A 25,177-nucleotide genomic window follows, 5' to 3' on the forward strand; every position below is an offset into this window, starting at 1 on the left:
GTTAACCCAAACTAGCTCACTCGATTCAAGACCGCTCTTAACTTAAGTGGCTTCACTGGCTTGGCAATAAAGCGAAAGCTGTTGGCCTTTATCGCTGCCAACATGTCATCGGTTCTATCGGCACTAATGATGACCCCTTCAAAAGAGTCTCCGAGGCGCAAGCGACACTGCTGCAGGACTTCGAGACCCGTTCTGCCATTATCTAAACGGTAATCAGAGAAAATCACATCAGGTAGCCAACCCTCATCTAGGCACTGCAAGCTTTCGACCAAATCAACCGCCGTCTTAACCTCACAGCCCCAACGTCCGATCAGGTTTTCCATACCGACTAAGATTTCTCGTTCATTATCGACACACAATATCTTGAGATGTTCGATGTCGCTGGTCGCCATTGGCGTCGAAGCTTGCACAACTGGAGCCACTTTTTCCGCTCTAGCTAAGGTGATGGAAAAGACACTGCCTTGCCCCGGCCATGAGCGCATCGAAATTTGATGGCCAAGCACATGAGCAATACCTTTCGAGATAGCCAGCCCTAACCCCAATCCTTGATCGGCTCGTACTTGGCTGCCACGAGTAAACTCTTCAAAGATTTCTTGTTGCTTGTCTTCATCGATACCGGTTCCATTATCCCACACATCAATTCGAACCTGTCCATTGACTCTTCTCGCACCCAGTACCACTTTCCCTTCCGGGTTATAGCGGAACGCATTGGTCAAAAAGTTCTGAATCACACGCCTCAACAGCTTAGGGTCTGAATGAATGAACAATGACGACGGAATCATCTTAAACTCAATTTTCTGTTGTCTCGCTAGAGCGCTAAATTCCGCGTTCAAATTGGTTAATACGTCATGCACGGCAATCGCGTGAATGTTGGTTTCTAACTTTCCGGACTCCAATCGAGAGATATCCAGCAAGTCACCAATCAAATCTTCTGCGGCGCCAAGTGCACTCTCGATGTGAGATGACAATTGCTTCACCTCTTGCTCTTTTGCCACCTCAGACAGTGACGAAGCAAATAGACGTGCGGCATTGAGCGGCTGCATCAAATCGTGGCTTACCGCGGCTAGAAAACGACTCTTAGATTGTGATTCTTGATCCGAAATCTGCGTGGCTTTTACCAAGCGATGGTTCAGTTTTTCGAGTTCTTGAGTTCGCTCATGCACTCTCGATTCCAAACTTTCGTTGGCATCTTTTAGCGCTTGCTCTGCTTGTCGGAATACCGTGATGTCGGTAAAGCTCATCACAAAGCCACCACTTGGCATCGGGTTACCTTGCACTTCAATCACTCGACCATCAGGACGAATGCGAGAAGAGGTGTGTCGTGTTCCTTGCTCAAGGTGATAAACACGACGGCGAACGTGATCTTCTGGGTCACCCGGGCCACACAAACCTTGCTGAGCATTATGACGAATCACATCTGAAATGGGTCGCCCAACCTGAATCAAGCCAGCAGGGAACTCAAACAACTCTAGGTAACGCTGATTCCATGCCACCAGCCTCATTTGTTTGTCGATTACTGCGATGCCTTGGCCAATATGTTCAATCGCGCCTTGCAGTAAACCACGGCTGAAGTCGTACAGTTCCGAAGCTTCATCCACGATGGTCGCGACTTCTTCAAGCTGCATGTTTCTTCCCTGTAAAGCGGAAGTAAGTACTAACTTAGCAGACGAAGCACCGAATACTCCGGCGAGCACGCGCTCTGCGTGTCGAATCAGACTTGCAGGCGCTTGTTGATTAGGAAGCAGCGGCTGACCGTGTTGTTGCCAATAGCTGTGTAAGGCACTTTTGGCACGCTTACGGCCTACAAAACGCGACGCCAGCATCTCTAATTCAGCGACCGTCACTCGGTTCTGGTAAAGGCTGATATTCTCGTTTTCAGGCAGCGGCGTGCCAACAAATGCTGCTGATTGTAAGCGCTCACTTAGGCTTGGGCGAGTCGTCATCGAAACCACGGCATAGCACAAGGTATTAAGTACAATACTCAGCACAATGCCCCAGTTTGAACTGCTGATATTCCAGCTACTGAGCAGTTCTGGCGGCGTGATAATCCACAGTAAAAGGTTACTTTCACTGTCGCCAGCCAACATGCTGGTTTGGCTCATCAAGGTAATCAGCCAAATCAACGAGCCCACCATTAAGCCGACATACACGCCCTTGCGGTTACCCGGGCGCCAGTACAAACCACCAATAAGTGCTGGCGCGAATTGAGCAATCGCAGCAAAGGAAAGAAAGCCAATCGCTGACAGTGAATGGATGGTATCGAGCGCCTGATAAAACAGCCAAGCACCCAGTAACAGCAGTAAAATTAGCCCGCGGCGAATCACCAATAGCAGGCCAGAAAAGTGTCGATGGGTTCTTTGAGTTAGGCGCATACGGCGCAGTAACAATGGCATCACTAAATCATTCGACACCATGATCGCCAAGGCGATGGTCGACACTATCACCATGCCACTTGCCGCAGACGTACCACCAAGGAAAGCCAGCAAGGCAATGTGATTAGCGCCTTCTGACATTGGCACACTGATCACATAGGTATCCGCTGGCATACCAGTAAGTAGTCCTTGTCCTGCCCAAGCAATTGGCAGCACGAACAGTCCCATCAAAATCAGGTAAAGCGGAAACAACCAACGAGCGGTATGCAGGTCTTGAGGACGTTCGTTCTCTACCACCATGGTATGGAACTGGCGTGGCAGACAGACAATCGCCAACATGGTCAAAACGGTATGAATAATTAAGGTCGGAATATTGGGTGATTCGTAGGTGGAAGCCGCCACATCAAGCAAGTCGATCTTGTCGCTGCTCATCGCCAGATACATGATGAATAGGCCAACGATCAGGAATGCCGCGAGCTTAACGATGGATTCAAACGCCACCGCCATCATCATGCCACGGTGATGCTCTGTGTTATCAATGTGTCTTGTACCAAACAGCATGGTGAAAATAGCCAAAGCACCGACCACAAACCAAGACACATGATAGTCCTGATAACCGAAGTCAGCCGCTAGGTTGGGTGCAACAATATCCAACCCCATGGTAATACCACGCAGTTGCAGAGCAATATAAGGAAGGATACCAACCACGGCGATAACCGTCACCGCCACCGCTAAGCCCTGAGATTTTCCATAACGAGCCGCGATAAAGTCGGCAATGGAGGTGATATGTTCCCGCTTCGCAATCAGGATCAGCCGCGCCAAGATCCGCCAGCCTAGTGTAAAGACTAGAATCGGGGCGAGGTAAATGGGTAAAAAAGACCAAGGGTTGTTACTCGCCTGCCCGACCGTTCCATAGAAGGTCCAAGAGGTACAATACACGGCAATCGAAAGGCTATAGATCCACGGGCGCCAACGCGATAGCCAACGAACCTGCCTGTCTCCATACCAAGCGATCAGAAATAACACGCCCAAGTAGGCTAAAGAGACTGGAATTACTATCCATCCTTGCATTGAAAACCCTTTTTTCATCCATAAAAAAACCTCTCCATAAGGGAGAGGTTTCATTTAACTAAGGATGGGTGATTAACTCAATCGCATCGCTTAAATTCTGTGCTTTAGACTCTAATTATCAGCATTTGCTGTGAGATTCTGACTGTTCCGAATCTGATTGATTAATCTCAACCACTGAACTTCTTTCATCCAACTTAATGAACAGAGCAAGTGCACCCATTGCAGCCATGCCCCAGAAGATATTTGCGCCCCAAAGCTCATAACCCCAACCACTTAAGGTGGTCATCAGTGCAATAAAGGCACCTAATGGAATCGCGTTATACAGGGCTTGTAGCGCAACCATCTTGTTTTGTTCTTCAGATTGGATGTATTGAATCGCGGCGATGTGTGCCATGGCAAATGTCACACCGTGCAGCAACTGCACCATCACCAGTGCAAAAATCGCCGTGGTTGATGCGGTAATACCCCAACGCGCCATCACCCCAATAGCCGCGACGACAAACAAAGTACGCAGTGACCAGCCTGAGAATAATCGCTTACTCAGAGCAAATACGGCCACTTCAGCAACAACACCTAAACTCCACAAATAACCGATGATAGCTTCTGAGTGACCCGCTTCTTTCCAATAAATCGCACTAAAACTGTAGTAAGCCGCATGACTACCTTGCAGCAGCGCCATCAAGGCTAAAAACTTTACCACTGACGACTCACGCAGCAGTTCACCTAGTTTTGGTCGCGCCGCTTGTTGCTCAGATTGTGTTACTGGCATCACATTGGGGTTTCTCATCGCAAGAATCAATGACAGCAACACACCGGCAAGCGCAGTATACAAAATCATGTCAGTGCCGAATTGTGCCACCAAATAGCCAACAACCGTTGAACCTGCGATAAAGGCAATTGATCCCCAAAGACGAGTTCGGCCGTAGTCGAGCATTTTCAAACGACTGTAATGGTTAGCCATCGCATCAGAAAGAGGAATGATCGGCCCACAACAGAGGTTAAACAGTACCGTTGCCAACAACATCAGTATAAAGCTGCCACCGGTGAAGAAGTGGAAACCGACAAACAGCAGCGCAGCGAAACTCAAACAGCGTAGCGCTGGCATCAAGTGTTCCACTTTATGGATACGCGGCGTAATCACTAAGTTGGCCACACAACGAGTCGCAAAGCCGATACCAATCAATACGCCAATATCACCAGCAGACACGCCTTGGTCTTCAAACCACAACGCCCAAAATGGCAAATACACGCCATACGCAAAAAAGAAACCAAGAAAATACTGAGAGATCCAGCCATAGGGTGAAGGGCTAAACATAAATGACCTATAAAGTGTGCGGAAAAAGGCAGCACCAATTATGCCTATCTCGCATACGATGAAAAAGGGAATTATTACTGGGATAGTATTCCCATATTCAATGGGTCTGGATATCGCATTTCAACAAGAGATTTCACGCTCATCAATACTCATACTCGCATTTAGACTAAAGTCGTCTGGAGCTTCGCTGGTATTTTGTCAGACTGATTAAAGACTCCCATTTCTTCTTGTGATGCTTATGCCTGACAAATTTAATATGCAGCACCCGCCCTTCGATAGCCTGTCCGACGCCGAACAGTTGAAGCTTCGCTCTTCATTAGACGTGGTGTATTACCGCTCTCAAGAAGTGATACTGGAAGCTGAAAGGCCGAGCCGACACCTGCATATTTTGATCAAAGGAGCTGTTGAAGAGCGCGCGAGCAGTGATGGTGAGATTTACGCACACTATGCCAATGACGATATTTTTGATGTCCGCAGCCAGTTTGAACCCCACACCAAACACCAATATATCGCACTCGAAGATACATTAAGTTATCTGCTGCCCACCGATATTTTTCTTGAGCTTTACCACGCCAATGGCCAATTCGCTGCCTACTTTGATAGCAACCTATCAACACGAAAAGCTTTGATAGAAGCCGCCCAGCAGCAACAGAATCTTGCCGAGTTTATATTAACCAAAGTGGATGACTCTATCTATCACCCACCACTGATACTTGAACCAAACCAACCGATCAACCAAGTCACTCAAACCCTTAAAGAACAAGGGTTAGACTCGGCCCTAGTCCATTTGGAACATAATGATCCAAAAGCTTTTGGATCATCATGTTCCTTGTCGTATGGAATCGTCACTCGAACCAATTTATTGCATGCTGTGATGCTCGATAATTTCACACTGGATGCGCCTGTCGGTGAGATCGCAACGTTTCCGGTGATGCACGTGAACCAAGGCGATTTCTTATTTAACGCCATGATTACCATGACCAGAAATCGAGTAAAAAGGTTGATGGTTTGTGATGGTAAAAATGCGGTCGGCATGGTGGATATGACACAGATTCTCAGTGCATTCTCCACACACTCCCACGTTCTTACTTTGCGTATTGCGCGCGCCACCAGCGTTGAAGAATTGGCAATGGCATCCAACAAACAACGTCAACTGGTCGAGAGCTTGCTCAGTAATGGGATTCGCACACGCTTTATCATGGAGCTGATTTCTGCGGTCAACGAACAGATCATAGAGAAGGCTTTTGAGTTGGTGATCCCACCTGCACTGCATAATCATTGCTGCCTAATCGTGTTGGGTTCTGAGGGGCGTGGAGAGCAAATTCTCAAAACCGATCAAGACAACGCTCTGATTATTCAAGATGGTTTGGAATGGCATCAATGCCAAAGTGCCATGAACGACCTCACCCATACCCTTCAACAATTGGGTTACCCACTGTGCCCGGGCAACGTAATGGTCAACAATCCGAAATGGGTGCATTCAGAACAAGAGTGGAAACAAACCCTCACCCATTGGGTAAAAAAAGCCACGCCAGACACCGTGATGGATATCGCGATCATGGCAGATGCACACGCAGTAGCGGGGAATAGAGAGTTATTAAAACCTGTAAAGCAGCACCTCAGTGATTTAATGCTCGGACAAGAATTGATTCTGACGGAGTTCTGCCGCCCGGCGCTGAACTTCTCAGTTCCCCTGACCCTGTTTGGTAATGTGAAGCAATCCAAGTCCGGACTCGATATCAAACAAGGCGGTATTTTCCCTATCGTGCATGGTGTGAGAGCGCTTTGCCTAGAACATGGTGTCACGGTCAACAACACCTTCGAACGCATTGAGCAGCTGGTCAGCAAGAAAGTATTAGAGCAAAGTACTGCCGATAATCTCAGTGAAGCACTCAAGCAATTCTTTAAGTGGCGCTTAGCCCAAAGGCTTTCTCAGCAGCACAGCAGCAACAAGATTAACGTCAAACTGATGGAACGAGCAGACAGGGATCTGCTTCGTCATAGCCTGCACGTGGTGAAGAAATTCAAGCAATGGCTCGGCTACCACTATCAGATACGGGATTAGGCATTGAACGATGAATAGGTTGGTTCGCTATTACTGGCATCACAAGCTCAAAGGCTCCCTCTATCAGCCTCTGTTTACTGCGCCTATTGATCATGAATATGTATCGCTCGATTGTGAAACCACCAGCCTAGATCCCAATCAGGCAGAATTAGTTACCATTGCCGCGACCAAGATCATCGGTAACCGAATCATTACCAGCCAACCTTTTGAAGTCCGGTTGCGCGCCCCCCAATCGCTCGATTGCAATTCAATAAAAATCCACCGTATCCGTCATCAAGATCTAAAGCACGGCATCGAAGAAAAACAGGCTTTAATCAAGCTACTGAACTTCATTGGAAATCGTCCTTTAGTCGGCTATCACATCCGCTATGATAAAAAAATTCTCGACCGCGCCTGTTTAAAACAGCTTGGATTTCCACTGCCTAACCGATTAGTCGAAGTGAGCCAACTCTATCAAGACAAACTCGAAAGACAGCTGCCCAATGCCTATTTTGATCTCAGTATGGACGCCATCTGTCGCCAACTCGATTTACCTATCCCGGTCAATAAACATGATGCATTACAAGACGCTATCTCCGCTGCGCTGATCTTTGTGCGCCTGAAACATGGTGACCTTCCCCGTTTCAACTCTTCTTATTCTTAATTCAACCACTGGCGCTTCACATAGAGAGCAACATCTCAAAATTGAACTTAACTCGCTATTTTGTAAGTGAAAAGCAGCGTCTCATCCTAAAGTCTAATTGTGGAAATCGCCGTCCTAGCCGAGAGTGATAACACAAAGACGGTTCTGTAATAGACCTAGAAACTGAACACAAAGGAAGTTGCCAGTTCATTAGGAATGTAGGCACAAGGAGAGATGCAATGAGTGAAGCCCACGTTTATCCGGTAAAAGAAAATATTAAATCAACCACACACGCGGATAATGACACTTACCTAGCCATGTACCAGCAATCTGTTTCTGACCCTGAAGGCTTTTGGGGTGAACACGGAAAAATCGTTGATTGGATCAAACCTTTCACACAAGTAAAAAACACCTCTTTCGACCCTGGCCACATTGATATTCGCTGGTTTGAAGATGGCACGCTTAACGTTTCGGCTAACTGTATCGACCGCCACCTTGCTGAGCGCGGTGATGAAGTCGCTATCATCTGGGAAGGCGATGACCCGGCAGATGATAAAACTCTAACTTTTAATGAACTGCATAAAGAAGTGTGCCTGTTTTCGAATGCTCTAAAAGAGCAAGGCGTGCGCAAAGGTGATGTGGTTTGTTTATACATGCCAATGGTGCCAGAAGCGGCAGTAGCCATGCTGGCGTGTACCCGTATCGGTGCGGTTCACACAGTCGTATTTGGTGGTTTCTCACCAGAAGCACTGTCTGGTCGTATTATCGATTCAAATTCTAAAGTCGTTATCACTGCCGATGAAGGCGTGCGTGGCGGCCGTGCTGTTCCACTGAAAAAGAATGTCGATGAAGCACTGACGAACCCTGAAGTGAAAAACATCGAGAAGGTTGTTGTATTCAAACGCACTGGCGGTGATGTGGCATGGCACGAACATCGCGATGTGTGGTGGCACGATGCTATTGCTAATGTATCTGCAGATTGCCCACCAGAAGAGATGAACGCAGAAGATCCACTATTCATCCTTTATACGTCAGGCTCAACAGGTAAACCTAAAGGCGTTATGCACACCACAGGTGGCTACCTTGTTTATGCTGCGATGACCTTCAAATACGTATTCGATTACCAAGAAGGCGAGACTTTCTGGTGTACAGCCGATGTGGGTTGGATTACCGGTCACACATATCTTGTTTACGGACCGCTTGCTAATGGCGCAAAAACGATTCTGTTTGAAGGCGTGCCAAATTACCCGAACACCAGCCGCATGAGCGAAGTGGTCGATAAGCACCAAGTTAATATTCTTTATACGGCGCCAACGGCTATTCGTGCATTGATGGCGAAAGGCAATGAAGCCGTTGAAGGTACTTCTCGTGACAGCCTAAGAATCATGGGCTCAGTGGGTGAACCTATCAACCCAGAGGCGTGGGAGTGGTACTACAAAACAATCGGTAATGAGCAATCTCCAATTGTTGATACATGGTGGCAAACAGAAACGGGCGGTATCTTGATTGCACCGCTACCAGGCGCAACAGACCTGAAACCGGGCTCTGCAACTCGTCCATTCTTCGGTGTGCAACCGGCACTGGTTGATAACATGGGTAACATCATTGAGGGTGCAACAGACGGCAACCTAGTGATTCTTGACTCTTGGCCAGGCCAAATGCGTACCGTTCATGGCGATCATGACCGCTTCGAACAGACTTACTTCTCGACCTTTAAAGGCATGTACTTCACCAGTGACGGCGCTCGTCGTGATGAAGACGGTTACTACTGGATTACGGGGCGTGTCGATGATGTACTTAACGTATCAGGTCACCGTATGGGTACTGCTGAGATTGAATCGGCTCTAGTCGCGTTCGATAAGATTGCAGAAGCCGCGATTGTGGGCATCCCTCATGATATTAAAGGCCAAGCGATTTACGCTTACATCACGCTGAATGATGGTGAGTTCCCAACCGCAGAGCTTCATAAAGAAGTAAAAGACTGGGTACGTAAAGAGATTGGCCCAATTGCAACGCCAGATGTACTGCACTGGACCGACTCTCTACCAAAAACTCGTTCGGGTAAAATCATGCGTCGTATCCTGCGTAAAATCGCGACTGGCGATACAGGTAACCTAGGTGATACCTCGACACTGGCCGACCCAAGTGTGGTTGATAAGCTGATTGCCGAGAAAGCAGAACTGGCATAAGCAACCAGTCACAGCAGCTAATCACTGTTTAAAACAGCACTTTCTAAACCGTCACCTATGTGGCGGTTTTTTTTATGGCTGATCTTGATCTCAAATATCCCGCCCCAAATTAAGGCTAAGACGCTTTTTTGTTAAGTTGGTAACAATTCCAAGCTGTATCAATAGGAGATTAGACCAGTAAATTGCTGCGATTTGCGCTGAATTAGCTATAATCTGGTTCTAATTTTTAAATTTGGGTTTTTCTCACTGGAAATTAACCGCAAATTTTCAATAAAATGGCAACATTCACGTTCGTAAACACGATAAAGGAAGATAGCCCCACGATGTCTACAAAGTTTCGCATTCTAGTTTTAAATGGCCCAAACCTTAACCTGTTAGGCCTTAGAGAGCCCGCACACTACGGTTCTCAAACACTTGACCAGATTATTAGCTCACTGACCGAGCAAGCGAAAGCACACGATGTTGAGCTATCTCACTTACAGTCAAATCGTGAGTACGAACTGATTGAAGCTATCCATAGTGCTTATCAAAATGTTGATTTTATTATTATCAACCCAGCAGCCTTTACACATACCAGTGTGGCAATGCGTGATGCACTACTTGGCGTTGCCATACCATTTATTGAGGTTCATCTATCGAATGTTCACGCGCGTGAACCATTCCGTCACCACTCTTACCTATCTGATAAAGCAGAAGGTGTGATTTGTGGCTTAGGTGCCCAAGGTTATCAATTTGCTTTGACCGCTGCGCTCAGCAAGCTCAACTCAAAGTAAACATAAACAACGAACTATTACTAACCTACTCAGTCATAGAGTAAGTTCAATTAACAGATAAAGAGAAAGAAACAATGGATATTCGCAAAATCAAAAAGCTAATCGAATTGGTTGAAGAGTCTGGTATTTCTGAGCTAGAAATCTCTGAAGGTGAAGAGTCAGTACGAATCAGTCGTAACAGCACTGCACCTGTAGCACCTGTTCAATATGCAGCTGCTCCAGCACCTGTAGCGGCAGCAGCTCCTGCGGCGGCACCTGTAGCAGCAGAAGCAGCAGCTCCTGCAGTTCCAGCTGGTCACCAAGTTCTTTCTCCAATGGTTGGTACTTTCTACGGCGCTCCAAGCCCAGACGCAAAACCATTCGTTAAAGTTGGTCAATCTGTAACTGCTGGCGAAACGCTATGTATCGTTGAAGCAATGAAAATGATGAACCAAATCGAAGCTGATAAATCTGGTGTTGTAACAGCTATCCTAGTTGAAGACGGTCAACCAGTAGAATTCGACCAAGCTCTAGTAATTATCGAATAATAGAGAGCACTCATTATGTTAGATAAATTAGTAATCGCGAACCGTGGTGAGATTGCACTACGTATTCTGCGTGCATGTAAAGAGCTTGGCATTAAAACGGTAGCGGTTCACTCAACTGCTGACCGTGACCTTAAGCACGTACTGCTTGCAGACGAAACCATTTGTATCGGTCCAGCTCGTGGTATCGATAGCTACCTAAACATCCCTCGTATCATCAGCGCAGCTGAAGTTACAGGTGCAGTAGCTGTTCACCCTGGCTACGGCTTCCTATCTGAAAATGCAGACTTTGCAGAACAGGTAGAGCGCAGTGGCTTTATCTTCGTTGGCCCTAAAGCTGAAACCATTCGCATGATGGGTGACAAAGTGTCAGCTATCACGTCAATGAAGAAAGCTGGCGTACCTTGTGTACCAGGTTCTGACGGCCCTCTTGACGACGACGAAGCAAAAAACAAAGCGCACGCTAAACGCATTGGCTTCCCAGTTATCATCAAGGCATCTGGCGGCGGCGGCGGTCGTGGTATGCGTGTTGTTCGTTCTGAAGCAGAATTAACAGAAGCTATCGCGATGACTCGTGCTGAAGCAAAAGCATGTTTCAACAACGACATGGTTTACATGGAGAAATTCCTAGAAAACCCACGTCACATTGAAGTACAAGTGCTTGCAGATGGCCAAGGTAATGCTATCCACCTAGGTGAGCGTGACTGTTCAATGCAACGTCGTCACCAGAAAGTTGTGGAAGAAGCGCCAGCTCCAGGTATCACTGAAGAGATGCGTAAGTACATTGGCGAACGTTGTACTCGTGCATGTATTGAGATCGGTTACCGCGGTGCAGGTACATTTGAATTCCTATACGAGAACGGTGAATTCTACTTCATCGAAATGAACACTCGTATCCAGGTTGAACACACGATTACTGAAATGGTAACGGGTATCGACCTAGTGAAAGAACAGCTACGTATTGCAGCTGGTCAGCCTCTATCATTCACTCAGGATGACATTAAGCTGCGTGGCCACTCAATCGAATGTCGTATCAATGCTGAAGATCCAGTTCGTTTCCTACCTTCACCAGGTAAGATTGAACGTTTCCACGCACCAGGCGGCATGGGCGTACGTTGGGAATCTCACATCTACACGGGTTACACAGTGCCACCACACTACGATTCAATGATTGGTAAGCTGATCACTTACGGTGAGAACCGTGATGTTGCTATCGCTCGTATGAAGAACGCATTGGGTGAAATGATTGTTGAAGGTATTAACGTTAATACTGAGCTTCAACTGTCTATTATGAACGACGAAAACTTCCAACACGGTGGTGCAAACATCCACTACCTTGAGAAGAAACTTGGTTTGTCATAATCCGTTCGTTTAAGAACAGTCAAAATGCTCACTTCGGTGAGCATTTTTGTTTTTGAACCGCCGAAAAAATCAATCTTTAATCCCCATTATATTCCGTGGGGTTTTGGTGAATTTGCTCATATTTTCTGCTAGACTCCCCATCCAATTTTTCTCATATAGAAGATGCAGCCATGCCTTGGATTCAAATCAAGCTTAATGCTACCAATGAAAATGCCGAACAAATCGGCGACATGTTAATGGAAGAGACTGGTGCTCTTTCTGTAACTTTCCTGGATGCACAAGATACCCCTGTATTTGAGCCTCTGCCAGGCGAAACTCGCCTTTGGGGTGATACTGACATTCTCGCGCTTTACGACGCTGAGACTGATACTGGTGTCGTTCTAGCGCAGATTAAAGCAAGCAACATGTTCCCTGCAGACTTTGCTCATAAAGTAGAGCAAATTGAAGACAAGGATTGGGAGCGTGAATGGATGGACAACTTCCACCCAATGAAGTTTGGTGAGCGTTTATGGATCTGCCCTAGCTGGCGCGATATCCCTGAACCTGACGCTGTTAACGTAATGCTAGACCCTGGCCTTGCATTTGGTACAGGTACTCACCCGACAACGGCATTGTGTCTTGAGTGGCTTGAAGGCTTAGACCTTGCAGGCAAAACCGTGATCGACTTCGGTTGTGGCTCAGGCATCCTAGCGATCGCTGCGATCAAACTAGGCGCAGCAAAAGTTATCGGGATCGACATTGATCCTCAAGCTCTGCTTGCATCAAAAGACAACGCACAACGCAATGGCGTTGCTGAGCAACTAGAGGTGTTCTTGCCACAAGATCAACCGGAAGGTTTGCTAGCAGACGTTGTTGTTGCCAACATTCTTGCGGGTCCATTACGCGACCTTTCTGGCATCATCAAGGGCCTAGTTAAGCCAAATGGTGTACTTGCGATGTCGGGTGTTTTAGATACACAAGCAGAAGATGTTGCCACTTATTATCGTGATGAGCTTCACATTGATCCGATCATCGAACAACAAGAATGGTGTCGAATCTCAGGTCGCAAGCAAGGCTAGACAAGACTTTGGGCGCTAATTGACTGAAATTTAAACAAATTACAAAAACAAATTGTAAATGCTCAAATATTAGTCTTTTCACGCAGCGAAAAAATGCGTAAAATGCGCGCCCTTGCTGGTACAGAACTGTGATGACATTTTTGAAAATCGGAAATTATCAACTTAAGAACAATCTAATCGTCGCTCCTATGGCTGGCGTAACGGATAGACCATTCCGTGAGTTGTGTCTTCGCTACGGTGCGGGGATGGCAGTCAGTGAAATGATGTCCTCCAATCCGAAAGTTTGGAAAACGTCAAAGTCTCAGCAGCGTATGGTACATGAAGGCGAATCGGGCATTCGTTCAGTACAAATCGCTGGTGCAGATCCACAGCTTATGGCCGAGGCTGCTCAATTTAATGTCGATAACGGTGCGCAAATCATCGATATCAACATGGGTTGTCCAGCCAAAAAAGTGAATAAGAAGCTTGCGGGCTCAGCCTTACTGCAGCATCCAGAACTCATTGAAGACATTCTGAAAGCGGTGGTAAATGCTGTCGACGTTCCAGTAACGTTGAAAACGCGCACAGGCTGGGATACAGACAATAGAAACTGTGTCCAAATCGCGAAAATAGCCGAAGACTGCGGCATACAAGCTCTTGCGCTCCATGGAAGAACTCGCGCTTGTATGTACAAAGGTGAGGCAGAATACAAACACATTAAAGCAGCGAAACAAGCAGTATCTATTCCGGTTATCGCTAACGGTGATATCGATAGTCCGGAAAAAGCGAAGTTTGTGCTGGAGTACACCGGCGCTGATGCTTTAATGATAGGTCGACCTGCCCAAGGACGTCCTTGGATTTTTAACGAAATCCTACACTATTTGGAAAACGGCACCACGATGGACCCACTCCCGATTTCGGAAGTGAAAGACATCATGCTTGGTCATGTGCACGCTCTACATGAATTTTATGGAGAGTTTTTAGGCCCTCGCATCGCTCGTAAGCATGTGGGTTGGTATCTAAAAGAACATGAACAAGCGAGTGAGTTTCGCCGTACCTTCAACGCATTCGAAGCAGGTGATCTGCAGCTTGAAGCGCTAGAAGGTTTTTTTGATAACGTTGCACCATAATTACGAGAAGAGCTAGACCGAATATGTTCGAACAAAATCTGACTTCAGAAGCATTGACAGTAACTACAGTTACATCACAAGACCAAATCACGCAGAAGCCACTACGTGACTCAGTTAAAGCATCATTGAAAAATTACCTTGCTCAATTAAACGGTCAAGAAGTCAGCGAGTTATACGAATTAGTATTAGCTGAAGTTGAACAGCCACTACTAGACACTATCATGCAGTACACTCGCGGTAACCAAACTCGCGCAGCAACCATGATGGGTATTAACCGCGGTACTCTTCGCAAGAAACTTAAAAAATACGGCATGAACTAATCGTTCTTTCGTAATTTATTGAATTGAAAGCCAAGCTCATTGTTGAGTTTGGCTTTTTTTTGGCTTGTCGATCCGTGATAGTCGCTGATTACTCTCCAGTGCGACAGCAGCGACCTTTGTCGACGTTTGCTGAGTCCAAGGCTGCTAGAATCGAACAATGGCTTGCATCATCGTCTACGTGACCACAACACGCATCATTAATCTTTTTAAGTGCGGTGCGAATCTTAGTTAACTCGGTAATCTTCTCATCAATCATCTCTAGCTTTGCTGAGGTAATCGACTTCACTTCAGCGCAACTGTGCTGTGTGGCCTCGAGGCGAATCTCAAGCAATTCTTTAATCTCGTCCAAACTCAGCCCCAACGCTTTAGATTTGAGAATAAACGTCACCTGTTTCTGGTTATTTTCATCATATAGGCGATAACCCGAGTCACTGCGACTGGCTGGCGCGATCAGGTTATTCTTCTCATAAAATCGCAAGGTATCGGCTGTCACACCGCATCGCTTCGCTAATTCACCGATCTGAAACATGTTTTTTCCTACTGTTTCGTCCATTCCACAATTAACCTTATCGTTACTTTTCAGGCTGAAATGGCACTTTTCATAATTAATTTTGAGATGCCAAACGATTGCGCGAGCTTTTTTGTAATAAATTAGTTAGAATCTGCGCCATCAAATTTGGAGTTGGTTATCTTATAGCTTAATCATAAGACTAACCCAAAAGGTCTTTACCAAAACTGGCCAATATTTTATCTCTTACTGGTATCTAAGATAATCCACGCTAAGAAGATAGAAACAAGTTCTTTTTTGGCAAATATCTTTATTTTAACCCCATGAATTTGAGGAAGATGGAAGCATGAATAACGCTCGTCCAATTCGCCGCGCTCTAATCAGCGTATCAGACAAAACTGGTATCGTTGAATTTGCACAAGCTCTTGCTAACCGTGGTGTAGATATCCTATCTACCGGTGGCACTGCTCGCCTGCTTGCTGAAAAAGGCATCTCTGTTACAGAAGTATCTGACTACACTGGTTTCCCAGAAATGATGGATGGCCGTGTTAAGACTCTGCACCCAAAAGTTCATGGTGGTGTTCTAGGCCGTCGTGGCCAAGATGATGACGTGATGGAAACTCACGGTATCAACCCTATCGATATGGTTGTTGTAAACCTATACCCATTCGCAGAAACCGTTGCTAAAGAAGGTTGTACCCTTGCTGATGCTGTTGAGAACATCGACATCGGCGGCCCTACAATGGTTCGCTCTGCAGCGAAAAACCACAAAGACGTAACGATCGTTGTTAACGCACACGACTACGAGCGCGTTGTCGCTGAAATGGACACGAACGATAAATCTCTAACACTAGAGACTCGCTTCGACCTCGCTATCGCAGCATTCGAGCACACCGCTTCTTACGACGGCATGATCGCAAACTACTTCGGCACTATGGTTCCATCTTACGGTGCCTCTCTACTTGATGAAGAAGGAAAGAAGGCTGACGAAGAGTCTAAATTCCCTCGCACGTTCAACCAACAGTTCGAGAAAAAGCAAGACATGCGCTACGGTGAGAACAGCCACCAGGCAGCCGCATTCTACGTTGAAGCAAACCCTGAAGAAGCATCAGTTTCTACAGCTCGCCAGATTCAAGGTAAAGCCCTTTCTTACAACAACATCGCTGACACCGACGCAGCACTTGAGTGTGTGAAAGAGTTCGACCAGCCAGCATGTGTGATCGTTAAGCACGCTAACCCATGTGGTGTTGCACTAGGTGAAGACATCCTAGAAGCTTACGACCGTGCATTCAAAACAGACCCAACGTCTGCATTTGGCGGCATCATCGCTTTCAACCGTGAGCTAGACGCTGCAACAGCAACGGCTATCACTGAGCGTCAATTCGTTGAAGTTATCATTGCACCATCAGTTTCTGCTGAAGCAGTAGCAATCGTAGCGGCTAAGAAAAACCTTCGCCTACTTGAGTGTGGTGAGTGGACAACGAAGACAACTGGCTTTGACGTTAAACGCGTTAACGGTGGTTTGCTAGTTCAAGACCGCGACCAAGGCATGGTGTCTGAAGATGACCTTAAAGTGGTTTCTAAGCGCCAACCTACAGCTGAAGAATTGAAAGATGCTCTATTCTGCTGGAAAGTAGCGAAATACGTTAAATCTAACGCTATCGTTTACTCGAAAGGCGACATGACAATTGGTGTTGGCGCTGGCCAAATGAGCCGCGTTTACTCTGCGAAAATCGCAGGCATCAAAGCTGCAGACGAAGGTCTACAGGTTGAAGGCTGTGTGATGGCATCAGATGCATTCTTCCCATTCCGTGACGGTATCGACGCGGCTGCAGAGGCTGGCATCAAGTGTGTTATCCAACCGGGCGGCTCTATGCGTGATGACGAAGTTATCGCAGCAGCAGACGAACACGGCATGGCGATGATCTTTACGGGCATGCGTCACTTCCGCCACTAATCAGAATAGGCTCTAGGTTTTCCTAGAGCCTTTTTTATTCGTTTAACCGTTCATTAATGTTGGCGTTTTACTCATCAACGTTAATAGAAATTTTAATTTTTAGAGCAAAATCAGATTGCCTAGTTCAAGGAAAACACGCGGAGCTTATGACTATAAGTGAGCATGTTTGACGCCGAAATAGGTAATCTGATGAAGCTATCAAAGGTAAAATAAAATGAATGTATTAATTATTGGTGCCGGCGGTCGTGAGCATGCACTAGGTTGGAAAGCAGCACAAAACCCAAACGTTGAAACAGTATTCATCGCTCCAGGTAACGCAGGTACTGCACTTGAGCCAAAACTAGAGAACGTAAACATCGGCGTTGAAGACATCGCTGGTTTAGTCGCGTTTGCTCAAGATAAAAAAATCGAACTGACTATCGTGGGCCCTGAAGCACCATTGGTTATCGGTGTGGTTGATGCATTCCGCGAAGTAGGTTTGCCAATCTTCGGCCCTACTCAAGCTGCAGCACAGCTTGAAGGCTCTAAAGCATTCACTAAAGACTTCCTAGCTCGTCATGATATCCCAACAGGTTACTACTCAAACTTCACTGAGATTGAGCCAGCTATCGCTTACGTTCGCGAGCAAGGCGCTCCTATCGTAGTGAAAGCTGACGGTCTTGCGGCAGGTAAAGGCGTTATCGTTGCGATGACCCTTGAAGAAGCAGAAGACGCAATCAAAGACATGCTAGCGGGCAACGCCTTTGGCGAAGCAGGCAGCCGCGTTGTTATCGAAGAGTTCCTCGAAGGCGAAGAAGCAAGCTTCATCGTAATGGTTGACGGCTCTAGCGTGCTTCCTATGGCCACCAGCCAAGATCACAAACGTGTTGGCGACAAAGACACTGGGCCGAACACGGGCGGCATGGGTGCTTACTCTCCTGCGCCGGTTGTAACTCCAGAAATCCACAACCGTATCCTTGAGGAAGTTATCTACCCAACGGTACGTGGTATGGACGCAGAAGGCGCACCTTACACAGGTTTCCTTTACGCTGGCCTAATGATCGATGCTGACGGCACACCTAAAGTTATCGAATACAACTGCCGCTTTGGCGACCCTGAAACGCAACCTATCATGATGCGTATGGAGTCAGACCTTGTTGAACTTTGCCTAATGGCTATCGACGAGAAGCTCGACGAAGCAGAATCGAAGTGGGATCCACGCGCTTCTATCGGTGTTGTTCTTGCGGCTGGCGGTTACCCTGCTGACTACGCAAAAGGTGACGTTATTTCACTACCAACAAGCGAAGTTGAAGGCCAAAAGGTTTTCCACGCGGGTACGACAAATAATGAAGCTGGCGACGTTGTGACAAACGGCGGTCGTGTACTTTGTGCAACAGCACTGGGCAATACGGTTTCTGAGGCTCAAGAGCGCGCTTACGCGTTGACGAAGCAAGTTAGCTGGAATGGTATGTTCCACCGCAATGATATTGGTTACCGTGCGATTGCGCGCGAGCAAGAGCAGTAATCAATCTGGTTACTCGCTTACTTTTCATAATAGTAAGCAAATGACAGTAAGCAAATAACAACAAAAGGCGCCTCAATAGGCGCCTTTTTTATTACTCAATCTTTCTAGGAATCCGCGTCTGTACAGACAAATCAGCACTTGGCCTACAGTAGGCCAAATACTCTCAATCCTTTGATTACTCGCTATTCTTTCAACAATGATGGCCTAACGACACAATCATGGCTGTCTTCAGCTAGCATCAGTAACTCTTCCACGCTCATCTTACCGAGTAAGTCACTGCCAAGAAACGCCGCATAGCTTTCCACAGACGCCAATCGGTCAATCACGAAGCCTGGCAAGGTCTGGTTAAATTCAATGCGATCAAACTCACCACCAGCGCACGTTTTAAAAGAGCTGCCATTCCAGTAACCCTGAATCAGCCTAAGCCCTTCATCATGCTGCTTCGTTGTGGTCTCTAGAACCGACGTCGCTTCTTTCTGATAGTTTTCAAGCTGCTTGGCTTGGATAGGTAAGATTTTGCTATCAATACGATACTGTTGATACACAGCTTCGCCTGACTTATTGAAACGCACATGGACTCGATAGGGAACCAGCTCATTAGAAGAGTTACGCTGCTCGCCTTCACGAATGAATTCACGAAGCACGCCTTCTGACCAAGCATAATCAGTTTGGTACCAGCCGTAATCGCCGACAGTGACGTAGTCAGCTGAAGTATGAGGTTGTGTTAGCTTGTTTGTAACCCAGTAGAAACTCGTCGCGTCGCCCATGACTTGGCCGCCAGTGTGAGTTTCAAATTGCTCTAGGTTTTTGCGAGGGCTTGTTGAAGAACAGCCAATAAGAAATGTAGATAATAGTGAAACGAGAAGAAATGCTTTTTTCATAAAAACCTGTACCGAGGTGGAATACGACTACCTCGGTACAGTTTAGATTATTTCACTGAATCTTTCAGCGCTTTACCTGCAACAAATGCTGGAACATTTGCAGCAGCGATTTGGATCTCATCACCAGTTTTGGGGTTACGACCAGTGCGAGCTGCACGGTGGTTTACTTTAAAAGTACCAAAACCAATTAGCTGAACTTGATCGCCATCTTTAAGAGCATCTGTAACACCGCCAAGAGTCGCTTCTAGAGCAGCTTTAGCTTGTGCTTTAGAAAGGTCCGCTTTTTCAGCAATAAAGTCGATTAATTGAGTCTTGTTCATTTTAGGTTTCCCTTCTTTGTATTTTTGAATTCAATTCACTCTAAAACATAAATGCCCCATCTGGCAAAGGTTTGTCGTCGATCTTTAGCTCTAATGCCGTAGTTTTAGCCATAATATGAGTAATAACTCACAATTTGTTACTGATTTTATTAAGCAAGCCCTTGTTTAAAAGGGGCTGAGAGCAAAATTAATGATGACCTAGCCACTACTTTTTCACTATAATCCACGCTGAATCGCTGCTAAAGCGTACAATTTAATTTAAGGGCAAACATGCTGCTGCTATCTATTTACGTCTCCATTGCTATTGGAGTTTCTTTCATTTGTTCTGTTTTGGAAGCTGTACTTTTGAGTATTAGTCCGAGCTACATTGCTCAACTAAAACAAAATGGGCACCCTGCAGCAGAGTCTTTAGACAAACTGAAAACAGATATTGACCGCCCGCTTGCGTCAATTTTAACGCTCAACACCATCGCCCATACTATCGGTGCTGCGACAGCAGGTGCACAAGCGGCTGTCGTTTTTGGTAGCCAATGGTTAGGTGTCTTCTCTGCCGTGCTAACGCTAGGTATCTTGGTATTATCTGAGATTGTTCCAAAAACCATTGGTGCAACCTACTGGCGTCAACTTGCTCCTGCTTCGGCAAGCGTGCTTCGTTGGATGGTGTTCTTCCTAACACCGTTTGTATGGTTCTCAGAACAGATCACCAAACGTCTTGCTCGTGGCCACCAAGCACCAAAAATGCGTGATGAGTTATCTGCAATGGCGATTTTGGCAAAAGAGAGCGGTGAATTTGCAGAAGGCGAGTCAAAAATCCTGAGCAACCTACTGGGTATTCAAGATGTACCCGTGACTCAGGTAATGACGCCGCGCCCAGTGGTATTCCGTGTTGATGCGGAAATGAGTGTGAATACGTTCCTAGAACAACATAAAGACACGCCATTCTCACGTCCGCTGGTTTACAGCGAGCAGAGTGACAACATCATCGGTTTTGTTCACCGCTTAGAGCTGTTTAGATTGCAGCAAGCCGGTTGTGGTGAGAAAGCTTTGGGTGAAGTAATGCGCCCTATCCACGTGTTGCTGAACAACATGGGCTTGGCTAAGGCCTTTGACCAGATGATGGCAAACCGCCTGCAACTGTCTTTAGTTGTGGACGAATACGGCACTATTCAGGGCATCATCACCCTAGAAGACATCTTTGAGCACCTAGTGGGCGAAGAGATTGTCGACGAAGCGGATAAGACGACTGACATGCAAGAACTGGCGTTCCAACGCTGGGAGAAGTGGAAAGAGACACACGGTGTTATCGAAAACCGCGATGACGAGGACGAGGAAGAAACTCCAGCAGACAACGACTCTTCAGATGCAAAATCAACGAATGACGACGACGCATCAAAAGATAAGGCATCAAAAGACAAAGTGTAGAACGAAGACAAAAAAGACGCTTAATCTAAATTTGATACCGTCAGATACAACAAAGGCTCCCTAGGGAGCCTTTGTTTTTATTCGTACCTTGGTGCAATTGCGAATTATAGCGCAACACCAATGTTACTGACTGGGTCTTCACGCAGTTCGTGGCGTAGGTCTTTGATCAGCTCTAAGTCACGCTCAGTCGTTTCACGTAGAGGTCGGAAAATGGCCCACTGAACGTCCCACTCTTCACACACCGCTTCGTTTTCTTTCTGGTTTTCGTTCGTCACTTCTTCAGCGCCTTGAGCAAACTCAAGCTCAGCAACCGTCTTCACCGATTGTTGACTCACTTTAATTACCGCTTCCAACATATGTTCACGGTCAAGCAGACCATGAATTAGCGTTGCTAGGCCTTGGCATGCGTCCATTGCTGGGTAAACACCATAAAAATCAAAATCATCACCGCTAGGGAATAGCTCTTCAACCTTCTCAAGTTGACGCTCAAAGTTCACCTTTGCTGTTTTAACCGTCAGGATTTCCCAAATGCTATCCAAAACATCACGATAGATTCGAGCTTCCGCAAATTCTGTATTCTCACAAAACATGGCATAGTTAGGGTACATACGCTCACATAGACACGCCATAAAGGTAATTTGTTGCCAAGGTTCTAACTTTTCAAGACGAACCTGCAGTGGATTCTGAAGCATAGTCACTCAATAATTGCAGAAAAAGACAGCGAAAGTGTACTTGATAAACCCTGGGGGGAAAAGGTAAGCCGATGAACAATTTTACGAATAAGCTCTATATTCTTACTGAGCATGACGATACCTATACGCAACTGATTCTAAACCAGGATTTATCCGACCTAGAAATCACTCAAAACCCCGAATCAGCACAGATTGTCTTGGCGTCACCACCTCTAATCGCAGAACGCCTCGGCGAGTTTAAAGAGCTAGACTGGGTACAGAGTACCTATGCCGGAATCAATAAACTCACTCAGCCAGATCTGCGTCAGGACTATACGCTAACCAACGTCAAAGGCATCTTTGGTCCGGCTATCGCAGAATACGTATTGGGTTACACAATCAGTCACTGTAGACACTTCCCTCATTACCACCAGCATCAACAACAACGAAACTGGCAGCCACAGCTTTATACTAGCCTAACTGACAAAACTATGGTGATTTTAGGAACAGGTTCAATCGGCAGTCATTTGGCAAAAACCGCGGCGGCTTTTGGTATTCATACCATAGGTGTCAACCGTACCGGCATCCCATCCAAACAAGAAACCTTTAAAGAGACTTTCCACATCAATGAGATAGAGGCTGCCCTTAAGCAGGCCGATATTGTGGTCAACACCTTGCCATCAACCGCTGAAACCTATCAGCTGTTGAACCAAACCACGTTAGGTTACTGCTCTAATGTGTTGCTGTTTAATGTCGGTCGAGGGGAAAGCATCGACAATAAAGCCTTGTTGCTCGCCATAAAAAACAGATGGGTAGAACACGCATTTTTAGATGTGTTTGAAAGTGAACCCCTCTCTCAGGAACACCCTTTCTGGAAACTACCGCAAGTCACCATCACTCCACACATCGCTGCACTCAGTGAGCCAAGACAAGTAGTCGAGATCTTCGCAGAGAATTACAAACAGTGGCGAGATGGCTTTACACTTAATCATGTCATCGATTTTGAAAAAGGTTACTGATGTCCTCTTCGTTACTTAAAGAGATTCGACAATGCCGAGCTTGTAAGCCTCACCTATCACACGGTGCCAACCCGGTGATTCAAGCGCATCCAAACGCGCGCTTGCTGATCATAGGTCAAGCGCCGGGTATCAAGGTGCATGAGTCGTCGATCCCTTGGAATGACGCGAGTGGCGAACGATTAAGAGGATGGTTAGGGATAGATAGCGATACTTTTTACGACGAGCAAAAAGTCGCGATTGTGCCTATGGGGTTTTGTTATCCGGGGAAAGGGAAAAGTGGCGATCTCCCACCACGCAAAGAGTGCGCGGGGCTTTGGCACAACAAAGTGCTGCAATCTCTACCCAATATTCAAATGACACTGCTGATTGGCCAGTATGCACAAAACCATTACCTAACAAACAAAACCACCAGCACATTGACCGAAACCGTGCGTGATTGGCAAAGGTGGGCGCCTGAGTTTTTGCCATTACCCCACCCTTCGCCACGCAATAATATCTGGCTCAAGAAGAACCCTTGGTTTGAAAGTGAAGTCATTCCTTATATCAGGAAACACATCTCTGAGCATTTGGCCTACCATGATCCAAATACCTAATTAACTGCACACAACAAGATTAAACCGCCATCAAATGCCAATTTCAGGCAATAAAAAAGCGCTGTTGGTTTCCCAACAGCGCTTTCAATAATCTTACTCAGAATTACTTGTGGTAAGGCTTAGACAATTCGTGAACAGCGTCAACGAATACACCAGCGTTCTCTGGCGGTACATCTAAGTGGATACCGTGGCCTAGGTTAAATACATGACCTGTACCACCGTCGCCGAAGCCTTCAAGGATGCTGCCCACTTCTTCGCGAATACGTTCAGGCTGAGCGTAAAGCATTGAAGGATCCATGTTACCTTGCAGAGCAACTTTGTCGCCGATGCGAGCTTTTGCATCTGCGATGTTGATTGTCCAGTCTAGACCAACCGCATCACAACCTGTTGCTGCGATAGACTCAAGCCACATGCCACCGTTCTTAGTGAACAGAGTAACCGGTACTCGACGACCTTCGTTTTCACGGATTAGGCCATCAACGATTTTGTGCATGTATTGCAGTGAGAATAGGTTGTAGTCACGAGGAGTCAGTACACCACCCCATGTATCAAATACCATTACCGATTGAGCACCCGCTTTAATTTGCGCGTTCAAGTATTCGATAACACTGTCAGCCAGCTTGTCTAGAAGCAGGTGCAGCGTTTGTGGTTCTGCGTACATCATCTTCTTGATCTTAGTGAATGCTTTAGAGCTTCCACCTTCAACCATGTATGTCGCTAGAGTCCATGGGCTACCAGAGAAACCAATCAGTGGCACTTCGCCTTTCAGGTCTTTACGGATCTGACGAACCGCATTCATTACGTATTGAAGCTCGCCTTCTGGATCAGGTAGGCCAATCTTCTCTACGTCAGCTTTACACGTGATAGGACGCTCAAACTTAGGACCTTCACCTGTTTCAAAGTACAAACCTAAGCCCATTGCATCAGGGATAGTTAGGATGTCTGAGAACAAGATTGCCGCATCAAGCGGGAAACGACGTAAAGGTTGAAGTGTTACTTCTGATGCCAGTTCCGCGTTTTTGCACAAAGACATGAAATCGCCCGCTTCAGCGCGCGTTGCTTTGTATTCAGGAAGATAGCGGCCAGCTTGGCGCATCATCCATACCGGTGTGTAATCAACAGGCTGTTTTAAAAGTGCGCGTAAATAGCGATCGTTTTTTAATTCGGTCATTCCGTTAAATTCCAATTCAATCTTGTCTAGTTTTGATGGCAAGTATTCTAACACTGATTGAAGGGTAAAAGCTGTGTGCTTTGCAACCTAGATCAAGTTATTAACTTTTAAATCAATGCTTAATTTGCACCCAATTACGGGAGCATGTTAAAAATTTGTTCGCTAGCGAAAATTACAATTATAACATCTGAGTAGTCACTACTCAGCATCTCATAACGACATCTTACTTACCCCCTCCACTTGTGGAGGTTTTTTTTTGGTTCATCGCGGCTTTCCGGGGAAAGCCGCTTTTATCATCAAGAAGAAGTAGTCGGTATCTCGATACCCATACCCCATTCGCTTGATTAGCTT

The 25,177-nt window shown here is 46.4% G+C and carries 21 protein-coding genes; 14 read left to right on the forward strand and 7 right to left on the reverse strand.

The genetic code is table 11. The features are described 5' to 3' along the window. Positions 1 to 11 precede the first annotated feature (11 nt). Positions 12 to 3,443 carry a PAS domain-containing hybrid sensor histidine kinase/response regulator gene (locus ACED46_RS03380; RefSeq protein WP_032545914.1) on the reverse strand — a complete coding sequence of 1,144 codons (3,432 nt, stop codon included), beginning with the start codon at positions 3,441 to 3,443 and terminating at the stop codon, positions 12 to 14. Positions 3,444 to 3,561: 118 nt separating this feature from the next. After that, positions 3,562 to 4,758 (reverse strand): 3-phenylpropionate MFS transporter, encoded by a 1,197-nt coding sequence (locus ACED46_RS03385; protein WP_017062710.1) that lies wholly within the window; start codon positions 4,756 to 4,758, stop codon positions 3,562 to 3,564. Between the two features lie 232 nt (positions 4,759 to 4,990). On the opposite strand from ACED46_RS03385, the gene ACED46_RS03390 reads away from it, so the two are divergent. The 9 genes from ACED46_RS03390 to fis all read left to right on the forward strand — a co-directional run bounded on the left by ACED46_RS03390 (position 4,991) and on the right by fis (position 14,780). Beyond that, positions 4,991 to 6,823 carry a DUF294 nucleotidyltransferase-like domain-containing protein gene (locus ACED46_RS03390; protein WP_102429028.1) on the forward strand — a complete coding sequence of 611 codons (1,833 nt, stop codon included), beginning with the start codon at positions 4,991 to 4,993 and terminating at the stop codon, positions 6,821 to 6,823. Positions 6,824 to 6,833: 10 nt separating this feature from the next. Beyond that, positions 6,834 to 7,466 (forward strand): 3'-5' exonuclease, encoded by a 633-nt coding sequence (locus ACED46_RS03395; RefSeq protein WP_371720892.1) that lies wholly within the window; start codon positions 6,834 to 6,836, stop codon positions 7,464 to 7,466. Between the two features lie 218 nt (positions 7,467 to 7,684). Then, positions 7,685 to 9,634 (forward strand): acetate--CoA ligase, encoded by a 1,950-nt coding sequence (gene acs, locus ACED46_RS03400; RefSeq protein WP_009844693.1) that lies wholly within the window; start codon positions 7,685 to 7,687, stop codon positions 9,632 to 9,634. A 323-nt stretch (positions 9,635 to 9,957) separates the two neighbouring features. After that, on the forward strand, positions 9,958 to 10,407 hold the full coding sequence (aroQ, locus tag ACED46_RS03405) for a type II 3-dehydroquinate dehydratase (RefSeq protein WP_371720893.1): 450 nt from the start codon (positions 9,958 to 9,960) through the stop codon (positions 10,405 to 10,407). A gap of 74 nt (positions 10,408 to 10,481) precedes the next feature. Then, positions 10,482 to 10,934 (forward strand): acetyl-CoA carboxylase biotin carboxyl carrier protein, encoded by a 453-nt coding sequence (gene accB / locus ACED46_RS03410; RefSeq protein ID WP_017062707.1) that lies wholly within the window; start codon positions 10,482 to 10,484, stop codon positions 10,932 to 10,934. Between the two features lie 15 nt (positions 10,935 to 10,949). Beyond that, the gene (gene accC, locus ACED46_RS03415) at positions 10,950 to 12,293 is read left to right on the forward strand and encodes an acetyl-CoA carboxylase biotin carboxylase subunit (protein WP_017062706.1); all 1,344 of its coding nucleotides are present in this window, start codon (positions 10,950 to 10,952) and stop codon (positions 12,291 to 12,293) included. A gap of 170 nt (positions 12,294 to 12,463) precedes the next feature. After that, entirely contained in the window at positions 12,464 to 13,351 is an 888-nt protein-coding gene (gene prmA, locus ACED46_RS03420; RefSeq protein WP_017055901.1) for a 50S ribosomal protein L11 methyltransferase, read from the forward strand. A 140-nt stretch (positions 13,352 to 13,491) separates the two neighbouring features. After that, entirely contained in the window at positions 13,492 to 14,460 is a 969-nt protein-coding gene (dusB, locus tag ACED46_RS03425; RefSeq protein WP_032546269.1) for a tRNA dihydrouridine synthase DusB, read from the forward strand. A gap of 23 nt (positions 14,461 to 14,483) precedes the next feature. Then, complete coding sequence (fis, locus tag ACED46_RS03430) at positions 14,484 to 14,780, forward strand: DNA-binding transcriptional regulator Fis (RefSeq protein ID WP_004729744.1); 297 nt, start codon at positions 14,484 to 14,486, stop codon at positions 14,778 to 14,780. Between the two features lie 88 nt (positions 14,781 to 14,868). Here the strand turns inward: fis and zntR are convergent, their stop codons facing one another. After that, a complete protein-coding gene (gene zntR, locus ACED46_RS03435; RefSeq protein WP_017062704.1) occupies positions 14,869 to 15,309 on the reverse strand; it encodes a Zn(2+)-responsive transcriptional regulator in 441 nt (146 codons plus the stop codon). Between the two features lie 325 nt (positions 15,310 to 15,634). Between zntR and purH the strand changes: the two genes are divergently transcribed. Further along, complete coding sequence (gene purH / locus ACED46_RS03440) at positions 15,635 to 17,245, forward strand: bifunctional phosphoribosylaminoimidazolecarboxamide formyltransferase/IMP cyclohydrolase (RefSeq protein WP_229647409.1); 1,611 nt, start codon at positions 15,635 to 15,637, stop codon at positions 17,243 to 17,245. 214 nt (positions 17,246 to 17,459) lie between these two features. After that, positions 17,460 to 18,749, forward strand: coding sequence for a phosphoribosylamine--glycine ligase (gene purD / locus ACED46_RS03445; RefSeq protein WP_017062702.1), 1,290 nt, complete (start codon positions 17,460 to 17,462; stop codon positions 18,747 to 18,749). Positions 18,750 to 18,931: 182 nt separating this feature from the next. On the opposite strand, the gene ACED46_RS03450 is transcribed toward purD, so the two are convergent. Together ACED46_RS03450 and hupA are read right to left on the reverse strand one after the other, a co-directional pair. Next, on the reverse strand, positions 18,932 to 19,630 hold the full coding sequence (locus tag ACED46_RS03450; RefSeq protein WP_137001879.1) for a DUF1481 domain-containing protein: 699 nt from the start codon (positions 19,628 to 19,630) through the stop codon (positions 18,932 to 18,934). Positions 19,631 to 19,677: 47 nt separating this feature from the next. Beyond that, positions 19,678 to 19,950 carry a nucleoid-associated protein HU-alpha gene (gene hupA, locus ACED46_RS03455; protein ID WP_004729753.1) on the reverse strand — a complete coding sequence of 91 codons (273 nt, stop codon included), beginning with the start codon at positions 19,948 to 19,950 and terminating at the stop codon, positions 19,678 to 19,680. A gap of 270 nt (positions 19,951 to 20,220) precedes the next feature. Here hupA and ACED46_RS03460 point away from each other — a divergent pair, with 270 nt between their 5' ends. Then, the gene (locus ACED46_RS03460; RefSeq protein WP_017062700.1) at positions 20,221 to 21,372 is read left to right on the forward strand and encodes a CNNM domain-containing protein; all 1,152 of its coding nucleotides are present in this window, start codon (positions 20,221 to 20,223) and stop codon (positions 21,370 to 21,372) included. 104 nt (positions 21,373 to 21,476) lie between these two features. Here the strand turns inward: ACED46_RS03460 and ACED46_RS03465 are convergent, their stop codons facing one another. Then, positions 21,477 to 22,064, reverse strand: coding sequence for a YjaG family protein (locus ACED46_RS03465; RefSeq protein WP_017062699.1), 588 nt, complete (start codon positions 22,062 to 22,064; stop codon positions 21,477 to 21,479). Between the two features lie 71 nt (positions 22,065 to 22,135). On the opposite strand from ACED46_RS03465, the gene ACED46_RS03470 reads away from it, so the two are divergent. After that, a complete protein-coding gene (locus ACED46_RS03470) occupies positions 22,136 to 23,062 on the forward strand; it encodes a D-2-hydroxyacid dehydrogenase (RefSeq protein WP_371720894.1) in 927 nt (308 codons plus the stop codon). Beyond that, positions 23,062 to 23,655, forward strand: coding sequence for a uracil-DNA glycosylase family protein (locus ACED46_RS03475; RefSeq protein ID WP_371720895.1), 594 nt, complete (start codon positions 23,062 to 23,064; stop codon positions 23,653 to 23,655). The genes ACED46_RS03470 and ACED46_RS03475 overlap by 1 nt, the downstream gene beginning before the upstream one ends. Positions 23,656 to 23,758: 103 nt before the next feature. Here the strand turns inward: ACED46_RS03475 and hemE are convergent, their stop codons facing one another. Beyond that, positions 23,759 to 24,826, reverse strand: coding sequence for a uroporphyrinogen decarboxylase (gene hemE / locus ACED46_RS03480; RefSeq protein ID WP_017060530.1), 1,068 nt, complete (start codon positions 24,824 to 24,826; stop codon positions 23,759 to 23,761). Positions 24,827 to 25,177 lie beyond the last annotated feature (351 nt).

The sequence above is a fragment of the Vibrio sp. 1S139 genome (genome assembly GCF_041439475.1).
Taxonomy (GTDB): Bacteria; Pseudomonadota; Gammaproteobacteria; order Enterobacterales; family Vibrionaceae; genus Vibrio; species Vibrio crassostreae_C.